The 22,492-nt window shown below is 69.8% G+C and carries 22 protein-coding genes and 1 pseudogene; 14 read left to right on the forward strand and 9 right to left on the reverse strand.

The genetic code is table 11. The features are described from left to right. Window positions 1-321 precede the first annotated feature (321 nt). The 11 genes from ACGFJ2_RS54600 to ACGFJ2_RS54650 all read left to right on the forward strand — a co-directional run bounded on the left by ACGFJ2_RS54600 (window position 322) and on the right by ACGFJ2_RS54650 (window position 11,739). The gene (locus tag ACGFJ2_RS54600; RefSeq protein WP_357957077.1) at window positions 322-933 is read left to right on the forward strand and encodes a TetR/AcrR family transcriptional regulator; all 612 of its coding nucleotides are present in this window, start codon (window positions 322-324) and stop codon (window positions 931-933) included. A 146-nt stretch (window positions 934-1,079) separates the two neighbouring features. Beyond that, complete coding sequence (locus ACGFJ2_RS54605) at window positions 1,080-2,585, forward strand: carboxylesterase/lipase family protein (protein ID WP_393482556.1); 1,506 nt, start codon at window positions 1,080-1,082, stop codon at window positions 2,583-2,585. 250 nt (window positions 2,586-2,835) lie between these two features. Continuing rightward, window positions 2,836-3,369, forward strand: a complete 534-nt coding sequence (locus ACGFJ2_RS54610; RefSeq protein WP_357957073.1) for a PadR family transcriptional regulator — start codon at window positions 2,836-2,838, stop codon at window positions 3,367-3,369. Next, a complete protein-coding gene (locus tag ACGFJ2_RS54615) occupies window positions 3,366-4,106 on the forward strand; it encodes an ABC transporter ATP-binding protein (protein ID WP_393482560.1) in 741 nt (246 codons plus the stop codon). Before ACGFJ2_RS54610 ends, ACGFJ2_RS54615 begins: the two co-directional genes overlap by 4 nt. A 5-nt stretch (window positions 4,107-4,111) precedes the next feature. Then, complete coding sequence (locus tag ACGFJ2_RS54620; RefSeq protein WP_393482563.1) at window positions 4,112-5,902, forward strand: ABC transporter permease; 1,791 nt, start codon at window positions 4,112-4,114, stop codon at window positions 5,900-5,902. Between the two features lie 138 nt (window positions 5,903-6,040). Continuing rightward, the gene (locus ACGFJ2_RS54625; RefSeq protein WP_393482566.1) at window positions 6,041-7,108 is read left to right on the forward strand and encodes a hypothetical protein; all 1,068 of its coding nucleotides are present in this window, start codon (window positions 6,041-6,043) and stop codon (window positions 7,106-7,108) included. Window positions 7,109-7,222: 114 nt separating this feature from the next. Further along, window positions 7,223-8,065, forward strand: coding sequence for a class I SAM-dependent methyltransferase (locus ACGFJ2_RS54630; RefSeq protein WP_357957065.1), 843 nt, complete (start codon window positions 7,223-7,225; stop codon window positions 8,063-8,065). 112 nt (window positions 8,066-8,177) lie between these two features. Further along, on the forward strand, window positions 8,178-8,303 hold the full coding sequence (locus tag ACGFJ2_RS54635; RefSeq protein ID WP_357957063.1) for a hypothetical protein: 126 nt from the start codon (window positions 8,178-8,180) through the stop codon (window positions 8,301-8,303). A gap of 88 nt (window positions 8,304-8,391) precedes the next feature. Continuing rightward, window positions 8,392-9,330, forward strand: a complete 939-nt coding sequence (locus tag ACGFJ2_RS54640) for a SagB/ThcOx family dehydrogenase (RefSeq protein WP_393482569.1) — start codon at window positions 8,392-8,394, stop codon at window positions 9,328-9,330. Window positions 9,331-9,350: 20 nt separating this feature from the next. Next, entirely contained in the window at window positions 9,351-10,382 is a 1,032-nt protein-coding gene (locus tag ACGFJ2_RS54645; protein WP_357957059.1) for a TOMM precursor leader peptide-binding protein, read from the forward strand. Continuing rightward, a complete protein-coding gene (locus ACGFJ2_RS54650; RefSeq protein WP_393482572.1) occupies window positions 10,375-11,739 on the forward strand; it encodes a YcaO-like family protein in 1,365 nt (454 codons plus the stop codon). The genes ACGFJ2_RS54645 and ACGFJ2_RS54650 overlap by 8 nt, the downstream gene beginning before the upstream one ends. 119 nt (window positions 11,740-11,858) lie before the next feature. On the opposite strand, the gene bla is transcribed toward ACGFJ2_RS54650, so the two are convergent. From bla to ACGFJ2_RS54680, 6 genes and pseudogenes are all read right to left on the reverse strand, one after another. Beyond that, window positions 11,859-12,803, reverse strand: a complete 945-nt coding sequence (gene bla, locus ACGFJ2_RS54655) for a class A beta-lactamase (protein WP_358201615.1) — start codon at window positions 12,801-12,803, stop codon at window positions 11,859-11,861. A gap of 107 nt (window positions 12,804-12,910) precedes the next feature. Continuing rightward, complete coding sequence (locus ACGFJ2_RS54660) at window positions 12,911-14,959, reverse strand: prolyl oligopeptidase family serine peptidase (protein ID WP_393482577.1); 2,049 nt, start codon at window positions 14,957-14,959, stop codon at window positions 12,911-12,913. Between the two features lie 7 nt (window positions 14,960-14,966). After that, window positions 14,967-15,779: a MerR family transcriptional regulator gene (locus tag ACGFJ2_RS54665; RefSeq protein WP_357957052.1), complete on the reverse strand. Its 813-nt coding sequence runs from the start codon at window positions 15,777-15,779 to the stop codon at window positions 14,967-14,969. A gap of 95 nt (window positions 15,780-15,874) precedes the next feature. After that, window positions 15,875-16,051 (reverse strand): hypothetical protein, encoded by a 177-nt coding sequence (locus ACGFJ2_RS54670; protein WP_358201635.1) that lies wholly within the window; start codon window positions 16,049-16,051, stop codon window positions 15,875-15,877. A gap of 139 nt (window positions 16,052-16,190) precedes the next feature. Further along, window positions 16,191-16,574: pseudogene (locus ACGFJ2_RS54675) on the reverse strand (aldo/keto reductase); the annotation flags it as partial. 102 nt (window positions 16,575-16,676) lie between these two features. Continuing rightward, window positions 16,677-17,720 carry an NAD(P)-dependent alcohol dehydrogenase gene (locus ACGFJ2_RS54680; protein WP_358201646.1) on the reverse strand — a complete coding sequence of 348 codons (1,044 nt, stop codon included), beginning with the start codon at window positions 17,718-17,720 and terminating at the stop codon, window positions 16,677-16,679. 320 nt (window positions 17,721-18,040) lie between these two features. On the opposite strand from ACGFJ2_RS54680, the gene ACGFJ2_RS54685 reads away from it, so the two are divergent. The 3 genes from ACGFJ2_RS54685 to ACGFJ2_RS54695 all read left to right on the forward strand — a co-directional run bounded on the left by ACGFJ2_RS54685 (window position 18,041) and on the right by ACGFJ2_RS54695 (window position 20,340). After that, on the forward strand, window positions 18,041-18,418 hold the full coding sequence (locus tag ACGFJ2_RS54685) for a DUF2255 family protein (protein ID WP_357957044.1): 378 nt from the start codon (window positions 18,041-18,043) through the stop codon (window positions 18,416-18,418). Between the two features lie 108 nt (window positions 18,419-18,526). Next, window positions 18,527-19,405, forward strand: coding sequence for an LLM class F420-dependent oxidoreductase (locus tag ACGFJ2_RS54690; RefSeq protein ID WP_358201655.1), 879 nt, complete (start codon window positions 18,527-18,529; stop codon window positions 19,403-19,405). 245 nt (window positions 19,406-19,650) lie between these two features. Beyond that, window positions 19,651-20,340 (forward strand): type 1 glutamine amidotransferase domain-containing protein, encoded by a 690-nt coding sequence (locus ACGFJ2_RS54695; RefSeq protein ID WP_357957040.1) that lies wholly within the window; start codon window positions 19,651-19,653, stop codon window positions 20,338-20,340. On the opposite strand, the gene ACGFJ2_RS54700 is transcribed toward ACGFJ2_RS54695, so the two are convergent. From ACGFJ2_RS54700 to ACGFJ2_RS54710, 3 genes are read right to left on the reverse strand one after another with little or no spacing between them, the layout of a single operon-like run. Further along, window positions 20,337-21,272 carry an SDR family NAD(P)-dependent oxidoreductase gene (locus tag ACGFJ2_RS54700; RefSeq protein ID WP_393482584.1) on the reverse strand — a complete coding sequence of 312 codons (936 nt, stop codon included), beginning with the start codon at window positions 21,270-21,272 and terminating at the stop codon, window positions 20,337-20,339. The genes ACGFJ2_RS54695 and ACGFJ2_RS54700 overlap by 4 nt on opposite strands. A 50-nt stretch (window positions 21,273-21,322) precedes the next feature. Further along, on the reverse strand, window positions 21,323-22,048 hold the full coding sequence (locus ACGFJ2_RS54705) for a hypothetical protein (protein WP_393482826.1): 726 nt from the start codon (window positions 22,046-22,048) through the stop codon (window positions 21,323-21,325). A 9-nt stretch (window positions 22,049-22,057) separates the two neighbouring features. Further along, complete coding sequence (locus ACGFJ2_RS54710) at window positions 22,058-22,462, reverse strand: RidA family protein (protein ID WP_393482587.1); 405 nt, start codon at window positions 22,460-22,462, stop codon at window positions 22,058-22,060. Window positions 22,463-22,492 lie beyond the last annotated feature (30 nt).

Genomic DNA, 22,492 nt, shown 5'->3' on the forward strand with positions numbered 1-22,492 from the left:
AGCACGACGTTGCGGCCCTTGGGACCCAGGGTCACCTTGACCGCGTCGGCCAGCTGGTTCATGCCGCGCTCGAGACCGCGCCGGGCGTCCTCGTCGAACGCGATCATCTTCGAAGCCATTCCTGCTCCTGCTCTCGATAGGGGCTGTCCGGGACGGCGCCCGCGACGGACGGCCCGCCGACAGGCGGACCTCGCCGTCCCGGCACACCCCGCCGGTTGGCACTCTCCAGGGGCGAGTGCCAGGCGTCCCGTCGCACTCTACCCACAACTTGCGTGGCACGCACCTAGTGCGTGCCACGCATCATCAGATAGAGTCGCTCCCATGAACGACGACGCCCTCGACCTCCGGGCGCGCAACAAGCAGGCCACCCGAGAGGCGATCAGCCACGCCGCGCTGCGCCTGGCCATCGAGCAGGGCCCTCACGGGCTGGCTCTGGTGCGCGTCCATGACATCGCCACGGCCGCCGGAGTCTCATCCCGTACGTACAACAACTACTTCTCCAGCAGGGCGGAGGCGATCTGCGCCTTCCAGGCCGACCAGGCCGGCCGCGTGGGGCAGGCGCTGCGCGCCCGGCCCGCCGGCGAGCCGCTCGACCAGGCCGTCATCGCGGCCGTGATCGAGCTCTACACCGACCCTGAGCCCGACAAGGCGGGCCTGCGCATGATCATGTCGACGCCCGAGCTGGAGGGCGAGGCGCTGAGGGCGTTCACCATGGCGGAAGGCCCGCTCACCGAGGCGATCGCGGCCCGCACCGGCACCGACCCCCAGCGCGACCTGTTCCCCGCCGTCACGGCCGCCGCGGTCGCCGCCGCCATCCGGGTGGCGGGGCGACGGTGGCTCGAGCCCGGCAATACGGAATCCTTCGCCGCGATCCTGCGCGGCGCCCTGTCCTGCGTCGTTCCCGCCGCGCCACCTGAAGGGACTCAGCCCTAAGGGCTTGAAGCCGTGCTTTCGAGCGCGTGGCCGGAGCTGACGTGGCAGCGACCCGCTCAATAACGAGGTGCGCCGAACCCGCGGTTCGGGCGAAGATGGCCGCGCCTGGCTGTGGGAGCCGGCACTCCCTGGATGAGGAGCGTGCCATGAGCGCCATCGGATCAGCGGACCCGGAGGTCCGGGTGAGCACGGGACGGCTGCGCGGGCGTATAGAGGACGGCGTGGCCGTCTTCCGCGGTGTCCCGTTCGGGCGCCCGCCGGTGGGCGCGCTGCGGCTGGCCGCGCCGGTGCCGGCCGAGGCGTGGGACGGGGTGCGCGAGGCCGGGGAGTTCGGTCCGCGGCCGCCGCAGTCCAGGTTGCTGGGCGCCTCCAGCGCGGACGGCGCCGACGGTGACTGGTTGACCGTCAATGTCTGGTCCCCCGACCTGGGCGCCGCCCGGCTGCCGGTGATGGTGTGGATTCATGGCGGGGGTTACATGTACGGGTGGTCCGGCGACCCCGTCTTCGACGGCCGCGTGCTCGCCCGGGACGGCGTCGTCATGGTCACCTTCAACTATCGGGTCTCCGCCGAGGGCTTCGGACATTTCCAGGGGGCACCGGCCAACCGCGGGCTCCTGGACCAGGTGGCCGCCCTCCGCTGGGTGCAGGACAACATCGCGGCCTTCGGCGGCGATCCGGACCGGGTCACCGTCTTCGGAGAGTCCGCCGGAGCCGGGAGCATCGCGGCGCTGATGACGATGCCCAGAGCCGCCGGCCTGTTCCGCCGGGCGATCGCGCAGAGCGTGCCGGGCATGTTCTTCTCCCCTGAGCTGGCCACCGACATCGGCGCCGCGGTAGCCGCTGAGCTGGGCCTGCCCCCGCTCGCGGGCGAACTCGCCCGCCAGTCGCCGGAGCGGCTGATCGACGCCGGGGACATGACGGCGGAGAAGATGGGCGACTACCCGCGGTGGGGCCACGCGGCGCACGTCCGGACGCTGTGCGCGCCGGTCGTGGACGGCGAGGTGCTGCCCGAGGTGCCGTGGCGGTCACTGGCGGACGGGGCCGCGCACGGGGTGGAGCTGATCGTGGGTCACACCCGCGACGAGTATCGGCTGTTCATGGCCATCAGCGGCGACACCGGCCAGATCACCGCCGAACGAGCGGACACCGCGCTGCGGGCGCTCGCCCCGGATCCCGAGGCCTACCGGGATGCCTACCCGGGTGCCGACGAGGAGCGGCTGTACGAGCTGGTGCACTCCGACTGGTTGTTCCGGATGCCTTCCGTACGCCTGGCCGAAGCCCGCCAGAAGCACGGCCGCGCCCACCTGTACGAGCTGACCTGGTCGGCCCCCGGCATGGGCGGAGACCTCCTCGGCGCCTGTCACGGGCTCGGCCTGCCGCTGACGTTCGGCAACCTGACCGCCGGATCGGCGGGACTGCTGATCGGACAGGATCCGCCTCCGGCCGCGGCCGAGCTGTCGGCCCAGGTCCGAGCGGCATGGATCGCCTTTGCCACGACCGGAGACCCGGGCTGGCCGGCGTACGAGCCGCAGAACCGGCACACCTGGATCATCGACACCAAGCCCGACATAGCAGCGTATCCGGAGGAGACCTCCCGTGAGCTGTGGGCCGGACACGCCTTCGGCCCTCTCACGTTGCAGACGAGTCCGTAACCGTTCCAACCCAATCAATACATAGGCCGACCACCGTCCAGGCGCTGACGACGAAGGCGCCTGGTGCGGCGCGTCGTCGTACCACATGTGCTTGTAGCTCGTCGCGGCCCTGAAGCAGGTCCAGGAACGGGACCTGGCCGTCAGGTGCTGTGATGCTGGCGGCGGGCCGGTCCAGGAGATCACCAGATGTAGCGTTTTGACACCTCCCACGGGTAACCGCTATCTATTGGCTAACCGTTAGGGGGATGGAGTGCAGGACGCAGTGCTGGCGATGCTCGCCAAGGAGCCGTCACACGGGTACCACTTGCACGCTCGGCTGCAGCGAACTCTCGGCCCGCTCGGCGAGTCGATGAACCGCGGTCAGATCTACGTGACGCTGGCCCGGCTGGAAAAAGCCGGGCTCGTTGTCTGTGAGCGGACGGACGGCCTGCCCGAGCGGCCCGAACGCAAGGTCTATGAGCTGACGCCGGCGGGGCAGCAGCGGGTGGCCGCCTGGCTGGCCGAGGTGGGCTGGCCGAAACCGGACCTGGCGGAGTTCCATCTCAAGCTCGCCGCGGCCGCCGCGGCCCGGCTCGCCGACCCGGTCGAGCTGGTGGCGGCCCAGCGCCGTGAGTTGCTGCGCCGCTTGCGTGAGGTGCAGCAGGCGGCGCTGGCCGAGCCGCCGGGGTCGGGCGCCGGCCTGCTGCTGGAAGGGGTCGTGCTGCGGTTGCAGGCGGACCTGCGCTGGCTGGATTCCTGTGAGCGGGCCTGGTCCAAGGCCGATGACGAAGTCGAGGGTGGATGAACGTGTCAAGTGCCGTGGTCCGGGTCTGCGGCCTGGTGAAGACGCATGGTCAGGGGCAGAGCCGGATCCGCGCGGTGGACGAGGCCGACCTGGAGGTGCCTCAGGGGGAGACGCTGGCGGTGATGGGGCCCAGCGGCTGCGGGAAATCTACTCTGCTGCACCTGCTGGGTGGCTTGGAGCGGCCCACCGATGGCGAGGTGTGGGTGGCCGGGCGGCGCATCGACACGCTGAGCGAGCGGGCTCTGGCGCGCCTGCGGCGCCGGTCGGTGGGGTTCATCTTCCAGGCCTTCCACCTGGTGGAGGAGTTGTCCGCGGCCGAGAACGTGGAGCTGCCCGCGCTGCTGGCCGGACGCTCGCGCCGCCAGGCCAGGCGGCGCGCGAGCCTGCTGCTGGAACGGGTCGGGCTCGCCGACCGTGCCCGGCATCTGCCGTCGCAACTGTCGGGCGGCCAGCGCCAGCGTGTCGCCGTCGCTCGCGCGCTGGTCAACGAACCGCTGGTCGTCCTGGCCGACGAGCCGACCGGCAACCTCGACACCGCGGCGACCCTCGACGTACTGAGAATCTTCGAGGAGCTGCGTTCCGCGGGCCAGACCTTCGTGATCGTCACGCATGACGAGCGGGTCGCGGCCACCGCGGATCGGCTGATCTCGATGCGTGACGGGATGTTCGTCGACGACACCCGGCTGGCCGGCTCCCACCCGCGCGGGCTCGGCGGGCTGATCGGGCTGGAGGGCTGAACGGCATGGGCTCCATCGTGCTCGTCGTCCGCCTGGTGCTGGCCGACGTGCGGCGGCACAAGGTCCAGGCCGCGATGCTCCTGCTCGCGGTGACCGTGGCCACCGCCACGATGGCACTGGGCCTGTCGCTGGGCGGCGTGAGCGACGCGCTGTACGAACAGACCCGCGCGGCCACCGCCGGGCCGGACGTGGTGGCACTCTCCGGCGACGCGGGCCCCGCCGAGACCGCGGCTCTGGCCGCGCTGGCGGATGCTCCCGAAGTAGTCGCCCATCATGGCCCCTATCGCATCGTCTACGCCGACCTCACCACGCGCGATTCCACGACGTCCCCCGTGGTGGTGCACGGCTTCGCCGAGACGCCCGGCCCGGTCGACCGGCCGCTGGTGACCTCGGGTCATTGGGTGCGCTCCGGCGGCACGGTCCTCGAACGCGGCTTCGCCACCGCGCTGGGCGTCGGCGTCGGCGACCGCGTCACCATCGCCGGCCGCTCGTACCCCGTCCTCGGGATCGCCGTCACCGCGGCCACCTCCATCTACCCCTGGGCGGCGCAGATCGGCCCGGGCGGCGGCCCCAGCGACGCCAGCGGCCTGGCCTGGATGACCCGATCGGATGCCCGGGCCCTGGCGGCATCCCATGATCTCTCGGTGACCACGGCTGTCGACCTCAAGCTGCGCGACCCCGCCGCGACCGAGGCCTTCATCGACGCCCACAGCGACACCACCGTCAGGGTCAACTTCCACTCCTGGCAGTTCAAAGAGACCCAGGACCTGGTCATCCTCAGGAACAGCCAGCCGATCCTGGTCGTCGGCAGCTGGCTGCTCAGCTTCCTGGCCATCACCGGAGTGGCGGCGCTGGCCGCGGGACGCGCCGTCGAGCAGACGCGCCGGGCCGGGCTGCTCAAGGCCGTCGGCGCCACCCCGGCTCTGATCGCCACCGTCCTGCTCACCGAGTACCTGGCGCTGGCGCTGGTCGGCGACACGCTGGGGCTGGTGATCGCCCGCCTGACCGCGCCCGCCATCGCCAGCCCCACCGCCAGCCGGATCGGTGACGTGGGCGGGCCCGACGGCGCCACCCTCGTCACGGCGACCGCCCTCGCCGTAGCGGTGGCGGTGCTGTCCACACTGCGTCCCACGCTGCGGGCCATGCGTACGGCGACCGTCACGGCGCTGACCGCCACCGCGCGCCGGCCCCGTCACCGGCCCCGGCTCACCGCGCTGTCCGCGCTCCTGCCCACGCCGCTGCTGCTCGGGCTGCGGCTGACCGCCCGCCGGCCGGGCCGCGCCGTACTCCAGGCGTGCTCCACCGCCACCACAGTGATCGCGATCGTCGCCCTGCTGACCATCTACGTCCAGCCGGAGCGGGGCTACGGCCTGGACGGCTCCTCCGTCCTGCCCAACCTGCGCGGCGAGCACGACCGCCGGCTGATGCTCGCCGTCACCATCCTGCTGATCGCGCTCGCTATCGTGAACACCCTCACGTTCACCTGGACCACGGCCATGGAGGCCCGGGCGAACATGGCCATCGCTCGTACACTCGGCGCCACTCCCGGGCAGATCACCGCGGGTCTGTCCACTGCTCAAATGCTGCCCAGCCTGCCCGGCGCCATCGTCGGCATCCCTCTGGGCATCGGCCTGCTCTCGCTCTTCACTGCCAGGAACGCGGTGGAACCCCCCTCCTTCTGGCTGCTCGGCGCCGCACTCGCGACTCTCCTGGCGACGGCGGCACTCACCGCCCTGCCCGCACGCCTGGCGGCGCGCCGGCCCGTGGCGCGGGCCCTCAGCGCCGAAACAGCCTGACCGGCCCCGCGCAGAGGCCTCATCCGATGGGCGCCCCGGAATGAATCGATTCGATCGACGGAAAGGAAGCACGAAGTGACGTCTGACGCGGTCGGCATTCGGCGATTAGTGGTGGACACGGGGGAGCCCCGCGGATGGGTGTCCTCCAGGACAGACCTGGTGACGGCGCTGCTCGGCACCTGGTTCGGAGTCGGGCTGATGATCGACGCCTGGGCGCACAGCAACCTGGCGCAGCTGGAGACGTTCTTCACTCCATGGCACGCGGTGTTCTATTCCGGCTTCGCCGTGGTCTCCGGCTGGATCATCTGGCAGGTGTGGCGCAACGTGCGCGCCGGGCGGCAGGGGCCGGCGGCCGTCCCCACCGGTTATCTCGCCGGGCTGGTGGCGATTCCCGCATTCGCCGTCTTCGGGTTGGCCGACATGATGTGGCACACCGTCCTCGGCATCGAGACGACCATCAACATCTTCTTCAGCCCGTCGCACCTCGGCCTCGTCGTGACGATGATGCTGATCATCACGACACCGCTGCGCTCGGCATGGAACGCCCCCGACGTCGGCGCCCGGCCGTCGCTCGGCCGCCTGCTGCCGGCGCTGATCGGGCTCGCGTTCGCCACCACGTTGGTGTCGCTGTTCCTGTCGTACGGCGGCGCCATGAAGTACCGCCCCGAGGGCATCGTCCGGGCTTTGTCCATGTTGCAGAACGCGGGCGGCGGTGCGGGGGGCGCCGGCCCCGTGGCGATGGGCCCGGGCGCCGAGCAGGTGGCCGTCGCGATGGTCGTCACCAACGTCGTCGTGCTCAGCCCGGTGCTGTTGCTGGTGCGCCGCTGGCTGTTGCCGTTCGGCTCGGTGACCGTCATGTACGCGGTGATGGCGCTCATGCCGGCTGCCCAGACGGGGTTCCGCAATGTACCGATCCTGTTGTCGTTCGTGGTGGCCGGGTTCGTGAGCGACCTGCTCATCCGCCGGCTGCGGCCGTCGGGTGAGCGGCGCGGCGCCTACTGGGCTTTCGCCGGGCTGTCGGCCTTCGCCACCTGGTCGCTGTACATCGGGGTCGCCTCGGCCATCGGGGGCGGCCTGCCCGCCGTGCCCGAGCTGTGGACCGGAGCGCCGGTCGTCGCCGGGCTGATCGGGCTGGCGCTCGGGGCGCTGCTCCTGCCCAACGCCGTCTCTGTCAGTGGACGTGGGGTTCTCCGAGATCAGGACTGAGCGCCGACAACAGACAACGATGCATCACGGCGACACTAGGTAATCGTAGCGCTACGGACAGTCACCGATCGGGTATGGTCGCGTTGATCACGTGCTCTCCCTTAAGGCGTTCACATGACTGTCACCAAGCTCGACGTTGCCGCACATCGCCGCTGGCTGGGCAAGTCCATGGCGCTGAGCTGCGGGCTGTGGGAGGGGACGAACGACCTCGACACCGCCCAGCTCGCGAAGTTCCGGCTGCTGAGTGACTGGGCGGAGGTGAGCGCCCAGTCACGCGTCCTCGACGTGGGCTCGGGCTATGGCGGCTTCCTGAGCTATCTGAGCCGCGAACGCGGTGTGGCAGCCGCGTGTGGTGTCGACGCCTCCGATCACGCATGCCAGGAAGCCGAAGGGTTGCGGCTGCGCGGGGTGACCATCCATCAGGGCGATTACCGCGCCTTCACCCCCGACCGGCCCTATGACGCGGTCGTCAGCATCGGGCTCCTGGAGAACCTGGAGAACGTGGACGGCACGCCGGACACCTACGCGGAGTTCTTCGCCCACGCGCACGCGTGGACCAGGCCGGGCGCCCGCCTGGCGCTGGAGAGCACGATCCGGGGGCACAGCGAGAGCTGGCCGGCCGAGGCCGCACGATACGTCGAGGCGATGCGACGCCTTCGCCTGACCGGCACCGTTCTCACGCTCGACCGGCTCCTGACCGCCTGCGGGCGTTGGTGGGAGCCGATCCACGTACGGACCCACCGCGACGACTACGCGCGCACCTTCGCGACCTGGGCCACCCGGCTGGGCGGGTGCGGGAGCGCCGAGCGCGATGAGACGGCACTCGCCGACTGGCTGGAGTTCACCACGACGGGCACGGCGCTGTTCCAGCAGGGCGCCCTGTCCGTCGCGCACCTCGGACTACGCCGAATAGATCAACCGACGCGCCCGCCGACCGCACCAGGTCCGCAGGTGTGAAGACACCCGGGCCCCGGCCCGGCCCACGAGCCCCGCGATCAGATATCGCGAGGATCCGGTGAGGCACTCAGTCCGCACCGGCAGCACCCTCATGCACGAAAGGAGAGAGAAAATGCTTTCGACGAGCACCTCGACCGAAACCCTGAGCGCCTGCCCGATCGAGATGGAAGACGGCAAGCTTCTGGTCGCCCCGATCACCAGCAGCAGCAGTTCAGCCGCCGTCGCCATGGAGGAGTAAACGCGAGAAGCGGGTGCCGTGTCCCGGTCATCGGACCGGGACACGGCACCCGCCGAATCCGGCCCACCCCGTTCAAGGATCGGTGCAGATGGAGAACACGCCGGTGCTGCGCTCCGCGCTCGGCACCAACTTCTTCCGTGCGGTCAGCCCATGGCTGGACAGCACGGCTTTCCACACCAACCAGCTCCGGCACTCCCATCTCGGGATCTCCCGGTCGGCCTCGCCCGCCGAGGAGTTCCTGTACGCCAGCCGGCTCCGCCGCCACGACCGTGAGCTGCAACGCTCGGTCGCCGACTACCTCACGACCGCGAGCATGGAGACGCTGAGCCACACCGATGAGGAGACCATCCCCGCGGCACGCCGCGTCGAACTGCCGGATCCGGCCCCGGCGCGGATGGCGCTGGATGAGGTGATCGCGGCCCGGCGCAGCACCCGCTCGTTCAGCGGAGACCCGGTGACGCTGCCCGAGACCGCCGCGCTGCTACGGGCCGCCGGAGCGTGCTTCGGCCACGAGGCGGGCCGGCCGCACCGAGCCGTCCCCAGCGGCGGCGGACTGTACCCGGTCGAGCTGCACCTCGCCGCACGCGAGGTGACGGACCTGGAGCCGGGCCTGTACCGCTACGCCCCCCGCCTGGACTGCCTGGCCCGCCACGGCGGCCCTCAGCAACTGGCCGCGCTGCTGCGCTGCGGCCTGGACGAGCTGCCCGACCTACTGCCGATCGACCGAGCGGCGCTCGTCGTGCTGTTCGTCGGGCGCCCATGGCGCTCGATGCGCAAGTACGGCCCGCGCGGGCTGCGGTTCGTGCTGCACGAGGTGGGGGCGATGGCCCAGCATGTCCATCTCACCGCGACCGCGCTCGGCCTGGCCGGTACGGACTGGTCGACCTACTACGACGAGGAGGCGCACGAGGTCCTCCGGGTCGACGGGCTGCGGACCGCCTTGCTGCATCTGATCGTCCTCGGCCGGCCGGGCGGCCGGCCACATCCGCAGAAGAAGAGCCGACCGCGTCTGCAGGAGAAGATGTGACCGCGTCCGCAGGAGAAGCTGTGACACAGCCCGCATCACCCCGTATCAAGCGGTCGTTCTCGGTCATCGGGCATGATCCCGACACGGTCGAGCTCAGGCAGGGCGTGTGGAGTGCCACCTCGCACACCATCACCGACGAAGCCCGGCGCGGCTGGCTGTTCTCGGTGGTGAACGCTCTGGACGGCTCCCGGGAGGTGGCCGAGCTGGCCGCGCGGGCGAACATCGGTATGGAGGAGATGTCCGCGCTCCTGGAGCAGTTGCGGACACTAGACGTGATCGAGGACACCGCGACGAACGCACTCGACCACTACCTCGACCACTACGCCGACCTGCTCTCCGGGCCACCGCCGCCCGCCCGTCCGATACGGGTGATCGGCGACGGCGGTATGGCCGCCCGCGTCACGGAGCTGATCGCGGCCAGCGATCCGAAGCTCGACGTGACCGACTCCAGCGACGATCCCGTCCTTGAGGTGCTCAAGGACGCCGACACCGGCTGGACCACGCACGGGCTGCGGCTGCACGAAGTCGCCGAGACGTTCGCCTCCTGGGAGGGCGGCATCACCGTGTGGGCCGGTGTCCGGGTGGATCCGGTGGCGGTGAGCCTGTTCAACAGGGTCGCCCTGGAAGTCGGCATGTCCTGGCTGCACGGCACGATCGATGGGCCGTTCCTGTTCGTCGGCCCGACCTTCCACCCGGGCCGCGGGCCCTGCTACGCCTGTCTGGAAACGCGCATCACGATGAACCTCGCCGACGGCGCGGGCTACCGCCGATACAAGAACGCGCTCACCACCGCACAGGCGTCGGGCGGACGTCCGCCCATGCTGCCCGCGCTGTCCTCGCTGCTCTGCTCCCATCTCGCCTTGGAAGCGATCAACCTCGCCCATACGGGCGCCTCCTTCACCCATGGCAAGATGCTGTGCGTCTACCTCCCCACCTGGGAGACGACCGTCAGCGAGGTCCTGCAGATCCCCGGCTGTCCGGCCTGCTCGCCCGTCGCGCAGCGCGACGAACCCGAGCTCTACTTCCAGGCCAAGGAGTGGCTCAGTGGCTGACCAGGGCTCCGCCGCGGGCCTCGTACCGCGGACCACACCGTTCGACACCGGCACCCGGATGCTGGCCCGGCGCATGCTGAACCCCGTGTGCGGCCTGATACCGCGGTTGAAGTTCAGCGCCCGCTCACGTGGCGAACCACGCATCGCCATCGCGGGCGCCGAACTCACCGGCGTGCACGTCCTGTACGACGCCCGGCCGATCCCCGCCGAGCGCCACCACCTGGGCGGGGCCGGCATCCTGCTCGACGAGCCCCTTATCAAGTCACTCGGGGAGTCGGCCGAGCGTTACTGCCACCACTCGTTCCTCGCCCTGCACCGCGACCGGCTCCGCTTCGCCAGTCACCGCGCCATGAGCAGCGGTGGCCGCGCGATTCCGGCAGATCAGTGCCTGTCGTTCTTCTCCGACGAGCAGCTCGGCCGCGACGGCTTCCTTTTCGAGCCCTTCGACCCCGACGCCCCGATGAGCTGGCTGCCCGCCGACTCGCTCACCTCGGACGACACCTACTGGATGCCCGCCCAGCTCACGCTGGTCGGCTACCTGCCGCGGCGTAAGGAGGGCGAGCCCTGGGTGAACGCCGCGGTGACCACCGGCACCGCGACCCACAGCGACCCGGGCAAAGCCCTGCTCGGCGCGCTGGAGGAGCTCATCCAGCTCGATTGCGTGATCGGGCACTGGTACGGCGGTCAGCCCTCCGTCAAGATCCTTCTTGACGGCCGCCTGCGGGCCCTCGCCCGGTTGATCGACCGCCACTGGTCGCCGGGCACACCGCCCCCGGAGTTCCACCTCCTGCCCAGTCCCGACCTACCCGGCTTCACCGTCGCCTGCGTCTACCGCGATGACCACCCCGGCAACGCGCCGGTCGTCGCGGGCCTGGGCAGCGACCAGCGCCTGGGCCACGCGATGTACAAGTCCCTCCTCGAAGCCGTCGCGGTGTTCCGCTACGCCAACTGGATGGCCGCCAAGGCCGCCATCGAGGACAGTGACGTCACCGACAAGGACCGCTTCTTCGATCTCGACGACAACGTGGCCTACTACACAGATCCGGCCAACGCCGCGATCATCGACAAGCGCTTCGCCGTCCATGTGGAGGTCTCGGCGCGTGACCTGCCCCCTGACGCGGCCCCAGACCTCCGCAGCCGCGTGAGAGGGCTGGTGGCAGCCTTCGCCAAGACCGGAAAACAGCTCGGCTACCTCGACCTCACCACCCCGGACATCCGCCACCTCGGGCTCACGGTCTGCCGCGTCTGGTCCCCGGACACCCTCAGCCTGTGCCCGCCCAGCGCGCCGCCCCTGCTTCACAAGCGATTCGCCGACTACGGCGGCGCGACCAATCCCGAGCCCCATCCCTACCCTTGATCACCCCATGACGGGAGGACGTCACGCGAGGTCACAGCGCCTGCGTGGCGTCCTTCCGGGCTGGCAGGCGCCGCGCGGGCGGGCTGGAGAGCTCTGAGAAGGCCGGCGGAACGTCGGCGTCAGAGCTTGCCGAGTCCCCGAGCCAGGATGGTAGCGGTCTTCGCGATGGTCTGGTTGTCGGTGGGGAGGCCCGGGGTGCGGTTGGTGTAGATCGCCATGACGATGGGAGCGGCGCCCTGCTCGGAGCGGATCACGGCGATGTCGTTCCCGCCGCCGAATCCGTCGGAGTTGGTGCCGGTCTTGTCGGCGATCGTCCAGGTCTTGGGCAGGCCCGCGCGGATCCGCTCGGCGCCGGTCTTGTTGGCGAGCAGCCAGGCGTTGAACTGCTCCCGGTCCTTGGCGTCCAGCGCGTCGCCGATCGCGAGCGCGCGGAGATCGCGGGCGATGGCCGCGGGCGTGGTGGTGTCGCGCTTCTCCTTGGGCGTCCAGTCGTTGAGCTCGGGGTGCCAGCGGTCCATCCGGGAGGTCGAGTCCTTCAGCGTACGGAAGTACTTCGTCAGCCCGGCGGGCCCGCCGATCAGCTTGAGCAGCAGGTTGGCCGCGGTGCCGTCGCTCTTGGTGATGGCCGCCTCGCACAACTGGGCGACCGTCAGGCCGTCCTCGACGTGCTTCTCGGTGACCGGCGAATTGGGCGTCATGTCGGCGGCCGTCCACTTGATGAGCTTGTTCATCAGGCCGGGCTCGGAGGTGCGCGCCTTGTTCAGCACGGCCGCGCAGAGGGGCGCCTTGAAGGTGGACAGAAACGCAAAGCGCTCGCTCGCCCGGTACGTCACCGTCTTGCCGGTGGCGGTGTCGATGGCGTACGCCCCGATGCGGCCCTTGAAAGACACCTCCAGCGCCCGCAACTCCTTCCTGACCTGAGCCTCGCCCGAAACGGCCGGGGACGCCGCGACGGTAGCGGCCGAGGCCGGGCCCGCGCCGAGAGCGCCGCCGGACAGGAGGGAGAGCGCCAACGAGGTCGCGGGGAGCGCTCCGGTGACGCGGCGGACGCGGAAGTGTCGCATGCCGAAATCCTTGCTTCTCATCTGTCAGAAGCTTGGAGCAAAGCAGATGTGATCATCCGCTGTCTAATAGCGATATCGGTGATCTAGCGATATCACATCCAATATCACTACAGGTCAGGCACCAGGCCCAGTTCCCGCATGACGAACGCCAGCCAGAAGCTCTGCTGCAGAACGATCGTGCTCCAGCTCGTTCCCCCATGGCCCGCGTCGGACCAGACGCGCAGCAGGACGGGATGGCACGAGGTGGTGGCGGCCTGCGTTCTGGCGGCGAACTTGCGGGAGTGCCACGCCGGGCAGCGAGGATCGTTGGCCCCCGCGTCCAGCAGGATCGCCGGGTAGGCCGTACCCGGTTTCACGTTGTGGTACGGCGAGTAGGCCATGAGCACTGGGGCGTCGGCCGGGTCGTTGGGATTGCCGTACTCGGAGAGGGTCGCGGCGGTGCCCAGCGGGTCGCGGGCGACGCGCATCAGGTCCAGCTTCGGGGCGCCGCAGACCACCGCCCGCCACAGCTCCGGCCGCTGGGTCACGGCGGCGCCCGTGAGCAGCCCGCCGTTGGAGGCGCCCTGGACCGCCAGCCGGTCGGGCGTGGTGACCCCGTCGGCGATCAACCGCTCCGCGATGGCGTACAGGTCATTGAAGGTGTTCTGCTTGGCGTGCAGCCGCCCGCCCTCCCACCACTCCAGGCCGAACTCCCCGCCGCCGCGCACATGGGCGTGCGCGTAGATCCCGCCCGCCTCCACGAACGCGGCCAGGGGGCCGAGGTACGACGCCAGCACGGCGACGTTGAACCCGCCATACCCCTGGATCAGGGTCGGCTGTGGCCGCGAGCGGTCCAGGTCGGCGCGGTGGACCAGGGTGCAGGGCACGCGCGTGCCATCGGCCGACGTGGCCCATACGCGGGTGGTGACCAGCCCGGTGAGGGTGTGGCCCGACCCCTGCAAGGCGGTCAGGGCCCCCGACTCCAGCTCGTAGTGGTAGACCGTGGGCGACTGGGTGTAGGAGGTGTAGCCGAAGGTGATGGCGTCCTCGCAGCCCACGACCTGGTCCATCACCCCCAGGGCGACGACCCCCTGGGCGATGGAGCTGACCGAGCCCTGGCCGGGCAGCGGGACCTCCCCGAGGTCCGCGCCGTCCAGGCCGAGGATCCGGACGCGGGAGACGGTGTCCACCAGCTCGCCGAGCACCAGCCGCTCGCCGACGAGGGTCACGCCGGTGAGTACGGCGTCACCGCCCGGCACCAGCTCGGTCCAGGTGTCCGGGTCACCGGGGCTGTCCAGCGGGATGCGGACCAGGCGGCCTCGCGGGGCGCCCGCCGTGGTGACGGCCACGTAGGAGTCGTCGACGAGCACGCCCTTGTACAGGTGCTCGGCGTCGGTGATGAACTCGCGCCACTCCCAGGGGCCGTCCAGGCGGGCGATGAAGTGCGGCCGGGGCCGTAGATGGTCGACCTGGACCAGCGCCCAGCGCCCGTCCCGGGAGATCTTGGGGATGGCGAACATGTGGGGGATGTCCAGCGGCTCTGGCTGAGTGGGCGCCGGCTGCCCCAGCCGGTGGAAGAACAGCCGCCACCGTACCTGCGCCGCCCCTGATTCGTTGGCCATGTAGAAGAATCCGCTGCCGTCGGGGAGCCAGGCCACCAGCCCCGGCCGCTGCTGCGGTACGCCGTCCAGCAGCACCTTCCCGGTGTCGATCTCGATCACCTTGAGCGCCGGCAGCTCGCGCCCCCCGGCGTCCAGGGAGTACGCCAGCAGGCTGCCGTCGGGGGAGGGCTGCGGGCTCATGCGCAGTGGCGTACCGTCGGACAGCTCGTTGAGGTCGATCACCATGCGCCATGGGCCCGTGGGGGCGTCGGCCGTCTCGAAGACCATCAGCTCCCGGCCGTCGGGGATGCGCGCGCGGAACCACCGCGGCCCGTATCGAACGGGAACCACCAGGTTGCGGGCGTCCATCTGCTCGACCAGCTCATTGACGCGGGCCGCGAGCGCCTCATGGTGCGGCCAGCCGTGTACGTAGGAGCGGGCCAGCTCGTCCTGGGCCTGCTGCCAGGTCGCCACACCCTCGCCGTCGTCCTCCTCCAGCCACTGGTAGGGGTCGTCGAAGACCAGGCCGCCGACCTTGTTGTGCTCCGGCCGTACCGGTGCGTCGGGGTATCGCATTCTCGCGTCACTCTCCTGATTCGTGTTCGCGGGCCCAGAGCACGGCCCGCTGGAGGTAGTCGAAGATGGCGGGCAGGCCGTCGGCGTCCAGCCACTCGATCTGGCGGCTGACCTCCTCGCTGACCCCGGCGCTGTTGTCGCGCCACCACGCCGTTCCGGCGATCTTGAGCCGTTCGTCGAGCTGCTCGTTGCCGCTCTGGAGTGCGGCCGCCATCGCCGTCCAGCGGGCGGTCACAGCCCGCACCCGGGGGTCGTCGACGGGCGTGCCCGCCAGCATGTGCTGGTGGGCCTCCTTGAGGAGGACGAGCCATTCGGCCCGTAGGTCCCGCAGCGTGTCCTCGCCGAGTTGGATCCGGCGCTGGGCCAGGTGGTCTCGCAACTCCTGGGCGAAGTACGTCTCGTACACCGAGATCTCTTCGAGGGTGGTCATGAAGTGCTCGGAATCGGGCATGACCGACTGGTTGAGCAGCCCGAGGAGCCCGCCGATCTTCGTCTTGAGCTGCGCCATCCTGGCCGATTGCAGCTCCAGTTCGGCCAACTGGGCGCCGAGCAGGTCGCGCATGGCCGTCAGGTCGTCGGCCGGCCGCTGGAGGACGTTCGCGATCTCCTCCAGCGACAGTCCCAGTCCGCGCAGGGCGCGCACGCGATAGAGCTGCCGCAGATCGGCCTCGGTGTAGCGGCGGTGGCCCGACGCGGTCCGCTCGCCGGCCCGAACCAGGCCGATCTCGTCGTAGTGGTAGAGCGTACGGATGGTGACCCCGGTGGCCTTGGCCAGCTCCCCGATGGTCCATCGACGCTCGATACCGTCGTTTCCGGTCACGGAGTCGACGGTAGATCCTCCCGCCACGGGAGGTTCAAGCCAGCGCTCCCGCCTGTCTCATCGTGGCCGGTGGCCGTCGAGGCGGGGGGACGCGGCTACGTGAAGCGAGGACGGCGGGCCATGTAGACGGTCGCGGGCGGCAGGTTCTGCCAGACCGTCATGGTCGTCACGACCTCCTGCGCTCCGGGAGGCCCGCCACCATCCGCGCCGCCAGCCGCGCCGAGCTCGGCAGCACCGAAGCCGTACGCATAGGCGACTTGCCGAATTCCCACATGAATCGGCTGCTGCCGAGGCCAAGGCGTTTCTGATCGGTCGTCACGGTTTCTTCTCCCCGAGCCTGTAGGTAGACCATGTCGGGTTGAAGTGAACGACTCAGGTAGGTCAGGCGAACGACAGGGTGGCAGCACGGGTCTACCGGCGTCGGGCCGCGGGCCGCAGGGCCGGGCTGGCCCATCCGTTGTCGGCCGGGTTGATCGTCACCCCGGGCGGCACGATCTCGTCGATGCGGTCCAGTACGTCATCCGGCAGTTCGACGTCGAGCCGCTGGCGCGCCACGGAGAACGGCCCCGACTCCGAGCCCTTGCGGTAGCGCCCGGTGAGCCAGCCGCCGGCCAGCGGGCTGTACGGAATCACGCCCATCCCGTACCTCGCGCACGTGGGGAGCGTGTCGGCCTCGATCCCGCGCACGAGGATGGAGTACGGCGGCTGCTCACACGTGAAGCGCTCACGGCCGCGCTCGCTCGCGGTCCACTGGGCCTCCACGATCGCCGAGACCGGCCAGGTCGAGTGGCCGGCGTAGCGGACCTTATGTGCGCCTTGGTCGCGAGTACGACCTCGTCGCGCCGCCCACCGGCCAGCGCCTTGCCGACGATGACCTCGGACTCGCCGGCTGGTGGCTCAGGCCAGGGTCGAGATGTCGATCACGAACCGGTACCGCACGTCGGAGGCCAGGACGCGCTCGTACGCCTCGTTGATCTTGTCGGCCGAGATGACCTCGATCTCGGCCCCGAGGTGGTGCTGGGCGCAGAAGTCGAGCATTTCCTGGGTTTCGCGGATGCCACCGATCGCCGAACCGGCGAACGACCGGCGGCTCATGATGAGGGGGAACACGTTGAACGCCAGCGGTTCGGCCGGGGCGCCGACGTTGACCATCGTGCCGTCCACTGCCAGCAGCGACAGGTAGGCGTCGAGGTCGACCTTCGCGCTGATGGTGTTCACGATGAGGTCGAAGGAGCCGGCGAGCTGCTCGAACGTCTCCGGGTCACTCGTGGCGTAATAGTGGTCCGCGCCCAGGCGCAGGCCGTCCTCCCTCTTCTTCAGCGACTGCGACAGGACGGTCACCTCGGCGCCCAACGCGTGCGCGAGCTTGACGGCCATGTGACCGAGCCCGCCGAGCCCGACGACCGCCACCTTCTTGCCAGGGCCGGCGCCCCAGCGGCGTAGCGGCGAGTACGTCGTGATGCCGGCGCACAGCAGCGGCGCGGCGGAGTCGAGCTCGATACCTTCGGGGATTCGTACGACGAAGTCCTCGGTCACCACGATGTGGGTGGTGTAGCCGCCCTGGGTGATCCGCCCGTCCTTGTCGGTGGAGCCGTAGGTGAGCGTGTTGCCCTTGAGGCAGTACTGCTCCTCGCCCTTGCGGCAGCTGGAGCACTCGCCGCAGGAGTCGACCATGCAGCCCACGCCGACCCGGTCTCCGACGGCGTACTGAGTGACCTCCGGGCCGACCGCGGCGACGATGCCGGCGATCTCGTGACCGGGGGCGACGGGATAGGGGGCCGTGCCCCATTCGCCGCGTACGAAGTGGATGTCGGAGTGGCAGATCCCGCAGTACTTGATCTCGATGAGGACGTCGCGCGGGCCGACGTCGCGACGGTCGACCCTCGCCGGGGCGAGCGGCTCGGTCGCGGACGTGGCGGAGTAGGAGTTGACGGTGAGCATGTTTCTTCTCCGTGCTGAAGCTTCTATGACTGCTTTGACGACTGCTTCTATGACTGACGGCGGCGCGTGGCGGCGCGGCCGAAGCGAGCGTGTTCCGAGCTGTTCTGAAGCTGCTCTGAGCAGGGAAAACGTCTCTTTCCCCCATCAACTGTGCCACCGCCGCGTGCTACGCGGCAGGGCGGGGTGTGCCGGGGAGCGGTGTTCAGGGGTGTGACAGGGCCCCCCAGGCGCCGGGTCGGCGGCGCGGGTTTGGGTATCGACGATGCGGCCGCGGCACTTGAGACTGCGGCGATCACCGATATGACGAAGGAGACAAGCCGATGACTACGTGGACGAGCGACGAGCTCAGCAGGATCGAAGCGGCCGACGAGTTGCGGATCGAGCCCCGGCGCGGCGACGGCACGCTGGGCAAGCCGGTGCCGATCTGGGTCGTCCGCCATGGCGACCACCTCTATGTCCGCTCCTACAAGGCGGGCGCGGGTGCCTGGTTCCGCACGGTCCAGGAGACCCACGAAGGCCATATCCGGGCCGGCGGCGTCGACAAGGACGTCACCATCGAGGCGGAAACCGATCCTGACATCGGCAACCAGATCGACGCCGCCTACCGCGCCAAGTACGGCCGCTACGGTCCGACGTACATCGACGCCATGGTGGCGCCCGAGGTGCGAGCCACGACCCGTAAGCTCGAGCCTCGCTGAACCTGGCGGCCCCCAAGACTTGCCTTGACGCTGGCGGCAACGTTCTAGTGTGTCGGCGACAGGCGGGGGCGCATGACGATCCTCCGTGCGCCGATCGGAGGAATGACGATGAAGTTCGGGATCAGCTACAACACGGCCTATTTCGGCGTCGACCCCGAAAGGATCATGGCCTTCGCCCGGCATGCCGAGGACAGCGGCTTCGAGTCGCTGTACCTGCCGGAGCACATCGCGCTGTATCCCGGTGCCACGGTCGGGACCATGGAGCTCCCGCCGTCGCTGCCTTACGCCGATCCGCTCGACTGCCTGAGCTTCGTCGCCGCGGCCACGGAGCGGATCCAGCTCGGAACGGGTGTGCTGCTGCTGCCGTACCACCATCCGGTGGTCCTCGCCAAGCGCCTGGCGACGATCGACGTGCTGTCCAAGGGGCGGATGCGGCTGCTGACCGTGGGGCTCGGCTCCCTGCCGGGCGAGGCGCGGGCGGTGGGCGTCGACTTCAGCACCCGCGGCCGGCGCGCCGACGAGGCGATCGATGTCATGCGCCTGCTCTGGGCCGGTGGCGAGGACGGCGTCAGCTTCGCGGGGGAGTTCTTCACCTTCGACGACCTGTGCCAATTCCCCAAGCCCGTCGGTGTCACCCACCTGCCGATCCACATCGGCGGATCGAGCCGGGCGGCCGCCCGCCGCGCCGGGCGACGCGGCGACGGCTACTTCCCCGGCGGCGCGCTCGGTCCGGACGAGCGCGCCCTCCAGCTGGACCTCGCCCGCTCGACCGCCGTCGAGGCGGGGCGTAGCCCGGAAGCGCTGGAGTACACGCGATGGGGATCGATCGACATGTCCGCCGAGCAGGTCGAAGCCCTCGCCGCGCAAGGCGTGACCCGCCTCGTCGTAAACCCCACCGCCGCCGACCTGGACCGCCAACGCGATCAGATGTCCGCGTTCGCCCAGCGCTTCGCCCTCCTCGACACCTCCCTCAGCGGTCCGGCTTGATTCCGCTGGACCTTTGATCCCGACGCCTCGTAACGTCGCCGCATGACGACAGCCGCCGACCCCGGCGAGGCCGAGACGATCCGCCGCCTGGGCGGGGCGCTGATGCGCTGACGGTCGAGTAGGCGACGGGACGTCTGCGGCGCGGCGTGCACCCCGCCACATGGCCTCGACAACACTCGACATAGGCTGCTTCGAGGGAGGGCCTGAGCCAACCGCATCAGATGCAGACGGGGGGCGGTTGCCCGATGGCGAAGCTACTTTTCGTGATGACCGGCACGGCGTACTGGACGCTCAAGGACGGCACCAGGCATGCGACGGGTTACTGGGCCGAGGAGTTCGCGGCCCCGTACAAGGCGCTCACGGAGGCCGGCCACGAGGTCGTGGTCGCCACCCCCAATGGGGTGGTCCCGACCGTGGACATGATGAGCCTGCGCCCCGAGATGGCGGGGAGCGCGCAGATCGCTCTCGATCTGGAGGCGATCATCCGTTCCGCGGAGGTGATGCGGCGGCCGATCCACTTGGCGGACGCCCGCCTGGAGGACTACGACGCCGTCTACTGCCCAGGCGGCCACGGCCCCATGGAAGACCTGTACATCGACGCGGACGCCGGCCGCCTGCTGACCGCGGCGCTCGCCTCCGGCAAGCCCCTCGCGATCGTCTGTCACGCCCCCGCCGCGATGCTGGCGACCAGGATCCATGGCGTGTCGCCCTTCGCCGGTTACCAGATCACCGCGTTCACCAACGAGGAAGAGAACGCGGTCGGGCTCGCCTCGAAGGCCCGCTGGTTGCTGGAGGACGAGCTCATCGACCTGGGCGTCGACTTCACCAAGGGCGAGATGTGGAAGCCTTACACGGTGGTGGACCGCAACCTGTTCACCGGGCAGAACCCCGCGTCGGCGGCCGTCCTGGCCGAACGGCTGCTCAAGGTCCTTTAGCTGGATGCCTTGCCGATCATGTCGAGGGACAGCTGCCAGAGGCGGGCGGCGGCGTCGGGGTCGACGGCGTAGGCCGCGAAGCCGCGCCGGAGTCCGGGTGTGTGCGGGACTGCTGGTTGGCAGTCCTCGAAGTACTGTCCGGTCACGCCTTCGACGAGCGGCGAGGCGGCCAGCAGGGTCGAGGTGGCCGCGCCCTGCGGGATGTCCTTGACCGTCACACCGTCGCTGGATTCGGGCTCGAACGATGCCGGTGGGGCGGTCATGTGCCGCGACAGGCCGGTGCTCCAGATACGGCCGGGGTTGAGTGCGTTGACCGTGATGCCGTCGCCGGCCCAGCGCCTGGCGGCTTCGACGGCGAACAGGATGTTCGCGGTCTTGGATTGGCTGTAAGCCTTCCACTCGTCGTACGGGTGGCGCTCGAAGTTGATGTCGTCCCAGATGATGTCCCCATTGAGGTGGCCCACGGAGCTCACGACGACGACCCGCGCGCGCCCGGCGGCCGCGAGGGCGTCGTGCAGTCCGGTAGTGAGGGCGAAATGGCCAAGATGATTGGTGGCGAACTGCATCTCCCAGCCCTCGGCGGTACGCCGCTCGGGGGTGGCCATGATGCCGGCGTTGTCGACCAGGATGTCGAGCGGTCCCCGCCATGAGGCGACGAAGGCGTCGATCGAGTCGCGGACCGATAGATCCATAAAGGCCACCTGTACCCGCGCATTGCCGGTGGACGCCACGATGTCGGCGGCGACCTTCTCGCCCGCGGCGGTGTCGCGGACCGCGAGGGTGACGTCGGCGCCGGCCTTGGCGAGCGCCCGCGCGGTCTCCACGCCGATCCCCGACGACGCTCCCGTCACGATGGCCTTCTTGGCGGACAGGTCGACGCCCTCGACGGTTTCCTCAGCGGTCGTGGCCGGTCCGAAGGCAATGGTGATCATGTTATGTTCCTCCACGCAGGATTAACCGGACTCGGCTCCGGTTAGCCTCACTATAAGCGGACCCGGCTCCGGTTTCGCCGGCGGTACAGGAAGGCACATACGGACAACAGCATCGGTGTGCTGAGAAAGCCCGTCGCGAGGTGTCCGCCGTTCTCCTCGATGAGCGCGGCCAGGCGTGCGGCGGCGCGGGGTTGTTCGACGGGTTCGAGGAGGCCGAACGCGAGAGCGCGGACGTAGTCGTCCTGCCTGTCGGCGCCGATTCGAGCTCCGCCCTCCTGGACGAAAGCGGCTCGGTAGGCGCTTCGCGCTTGCTCCGCGAGCTCCGCGTCGCTGTGGTGATCCAGCTGTTGGGCGGCGCGCGCGAGAAGGCGGGAGGAGTGAGCGAAATAAGCGGTGGCGACTTCTGCGGGCGGGCGTACTTTGTTGCGCATCATCTGCGCGACCATGTTCTCACCGGGCCGCAACCACTCTCCGAAGTGCATTCCCGTGTCGACGACGTAGCGCTCCAGGTGGCCGGCGCGTCGGCCGAATCGGCGCACGAGTCCCGAGGACTCTGCCGCGATGCGGGCGATGCTGTCTACCCATGCGCACATGGATGGATACTGGCGCCGCAGGATCTCTAAGTCCTCGTAGTAGGTGTGCAGCGTCCAGGGGAGCATGACGGCGGTGTCCCCCCAGCCGGCGGCCGCGCGGAAGGCGTACTGCTGGTCTCGTCCGCCACTGAACTCTGACCATTCGCGCCCCGTACTGACCGGCCGGAAATTCCGGTGAGCGATGACGAAGCCTTAGTCGATGATCGCGGTGACCTCGGCTTCAACGAGGATGCCGGGCTCGAAGAGGACGTCGACCCCGATCAGCGCGGCGGGCGGCGTAGCGAGATCGAACTCGCGGGCCGCCTGGTCGATTCCCGCGGCGAAGGCGTCGTACATCTCTCTCTTCCAGCCCGCGGCGTACCACGTGAAGCGGACGACGTCGTGGAACGTCGCTCCTGCCGCGTCGAGCGCCTTGGCGACGTTTCGGTAGACCTGGGCGACCTGTCCGGCGAGGTCGCCCGGTGCCACGAGTTCGCCGTTCTCGTCCCAGGCGACCTGTCCCGCGATGTGGACCTGCCTGCTACCCGTCGCCACCGCGACGTGGTGGTAGAGCGGGACTTGGACATGCTTGTCAGGGTTGATGAGCGAGACGGTCATGAGATTTCCTATCAGTCTTTCGTTCGGTCG

It is taken from the genome of Nonomuraea sp. NPDC049028 (assembly GCF_043197735.1).
Taxonomy (GTDB): domain Bacteria; phylum Actinomycetota; class Actinomycetes; order Streptosporangiales; family Streptosporangiaceae; genus Nonomuraea.

Bases quoted from the DNA above. Each gene is read 5' to 3' on its own strand.
- ACGFJ2_RS54600 (WP_357957077.1), top strand. From the start codon at position 322: ATGAACGACGACGCCCTCGACCTCCGGGCGCGCAACAAGCAGGCCACC.
- ACGFJ2_RS54605 (WP_393482556.1), top strand. From the start codon at position 1,080: ATGAGCGCCATCGGATCAGCGGACCCGGAGGTCCGGGTGAGCACGGGA.
- ACGFJ2_RS54615 (WP_393482560.1), top strand. From the start codon at position 3,366: ATGAACGTGTCAAGTGCCGTGGTCCGGGTCTGCGGCCTGGTGAAGACG.
- ACGFJ2_RS54620 (WP_393482563.1), top strand. From the start codon at position 4,112: ATGGGCTCCATCGTGCTCGTCGTCCGCCTGGTGCTGGCCGACGTGCGG.
- ACGFJ2_RS54630 (WP_357957065.1), top strand. From the start codon at position 7,223: ATGACTGTCACCAAGCTCGACGTTGCCGCACATCGCCGCTGGCTGGGC.
- ACGFJ2_RS54635 (WP_357957063.1), top strand. From the start codon at position 8,178: ATGCTTTCGACGAGCACCTCGACCGAAACCCTGAGCGCCTGCCCGATC.
- ACGFJ2_RS54640 (WP_393482569.1), top strand. From the start codon at position 8,392: ATGGAGAACACGCCGGTGCTGCGCTCCGCGCTCGGCACCAACTTCTTC.
- bla (WP_358201615.1), bottom strand. From the start codon at position 12,803: ATGCGACACTTCCGCGTCCGCCGCGTCACCGGAGCGCTCCCCGCGACC.
- ACGFJ2_RS54660 (WP_393482577.1), bottom strand. From the start codon at position 14,959: ATGCGATACCCCGACGCACCGGTACGGCCGGAGCACAACAAGGTCGGC.
- ACGFJ2_RS54680 (WP_358201646.1), bottom strand. From the start codon at position 17,720: ATGCTCACCGTCAACTCCTACTCCGCCACGTCCGCGACCGAGCCGCTC.
- ACGFJ2_RS54685 (WP_357957044.1), top strand. From the start codon at position 18,041: ATGACTACGTGGACGAGCGACGAGCTCAGCAGGATCGAAGCGGCCGAC.
- ACGFJ2_RS54690 (WP_358201655.1), top strand. From the start codon at position 18,527: ATGAAGTTCGGGATCAGCTACAACACGGCCTATTTCGGCGTCGACCCC.
- ACGFJ2_RS54695 (WP_357957040.1), top strand. From the start codon at position 19,651: ATGGCGAAGCTACTTTTCGTGATGACCGGCACGGCGTACTGGACGCTC.
- ACGFJ2_RS54700 (WP_393482584.1), bottom strand. From the start codon at position 21,272: ATGATCACCATTGCCTTCGGACCGGCCACGACCGCTGAGGAAACCGTC.
- ACGFJ2_RS54710 (WP_393482587.1), bottom strand. From the start codon at position 22,462: ATGACCGTCTCGCTCATCAACCCTGACAAGCATGTCCAAGTCCCGCTC.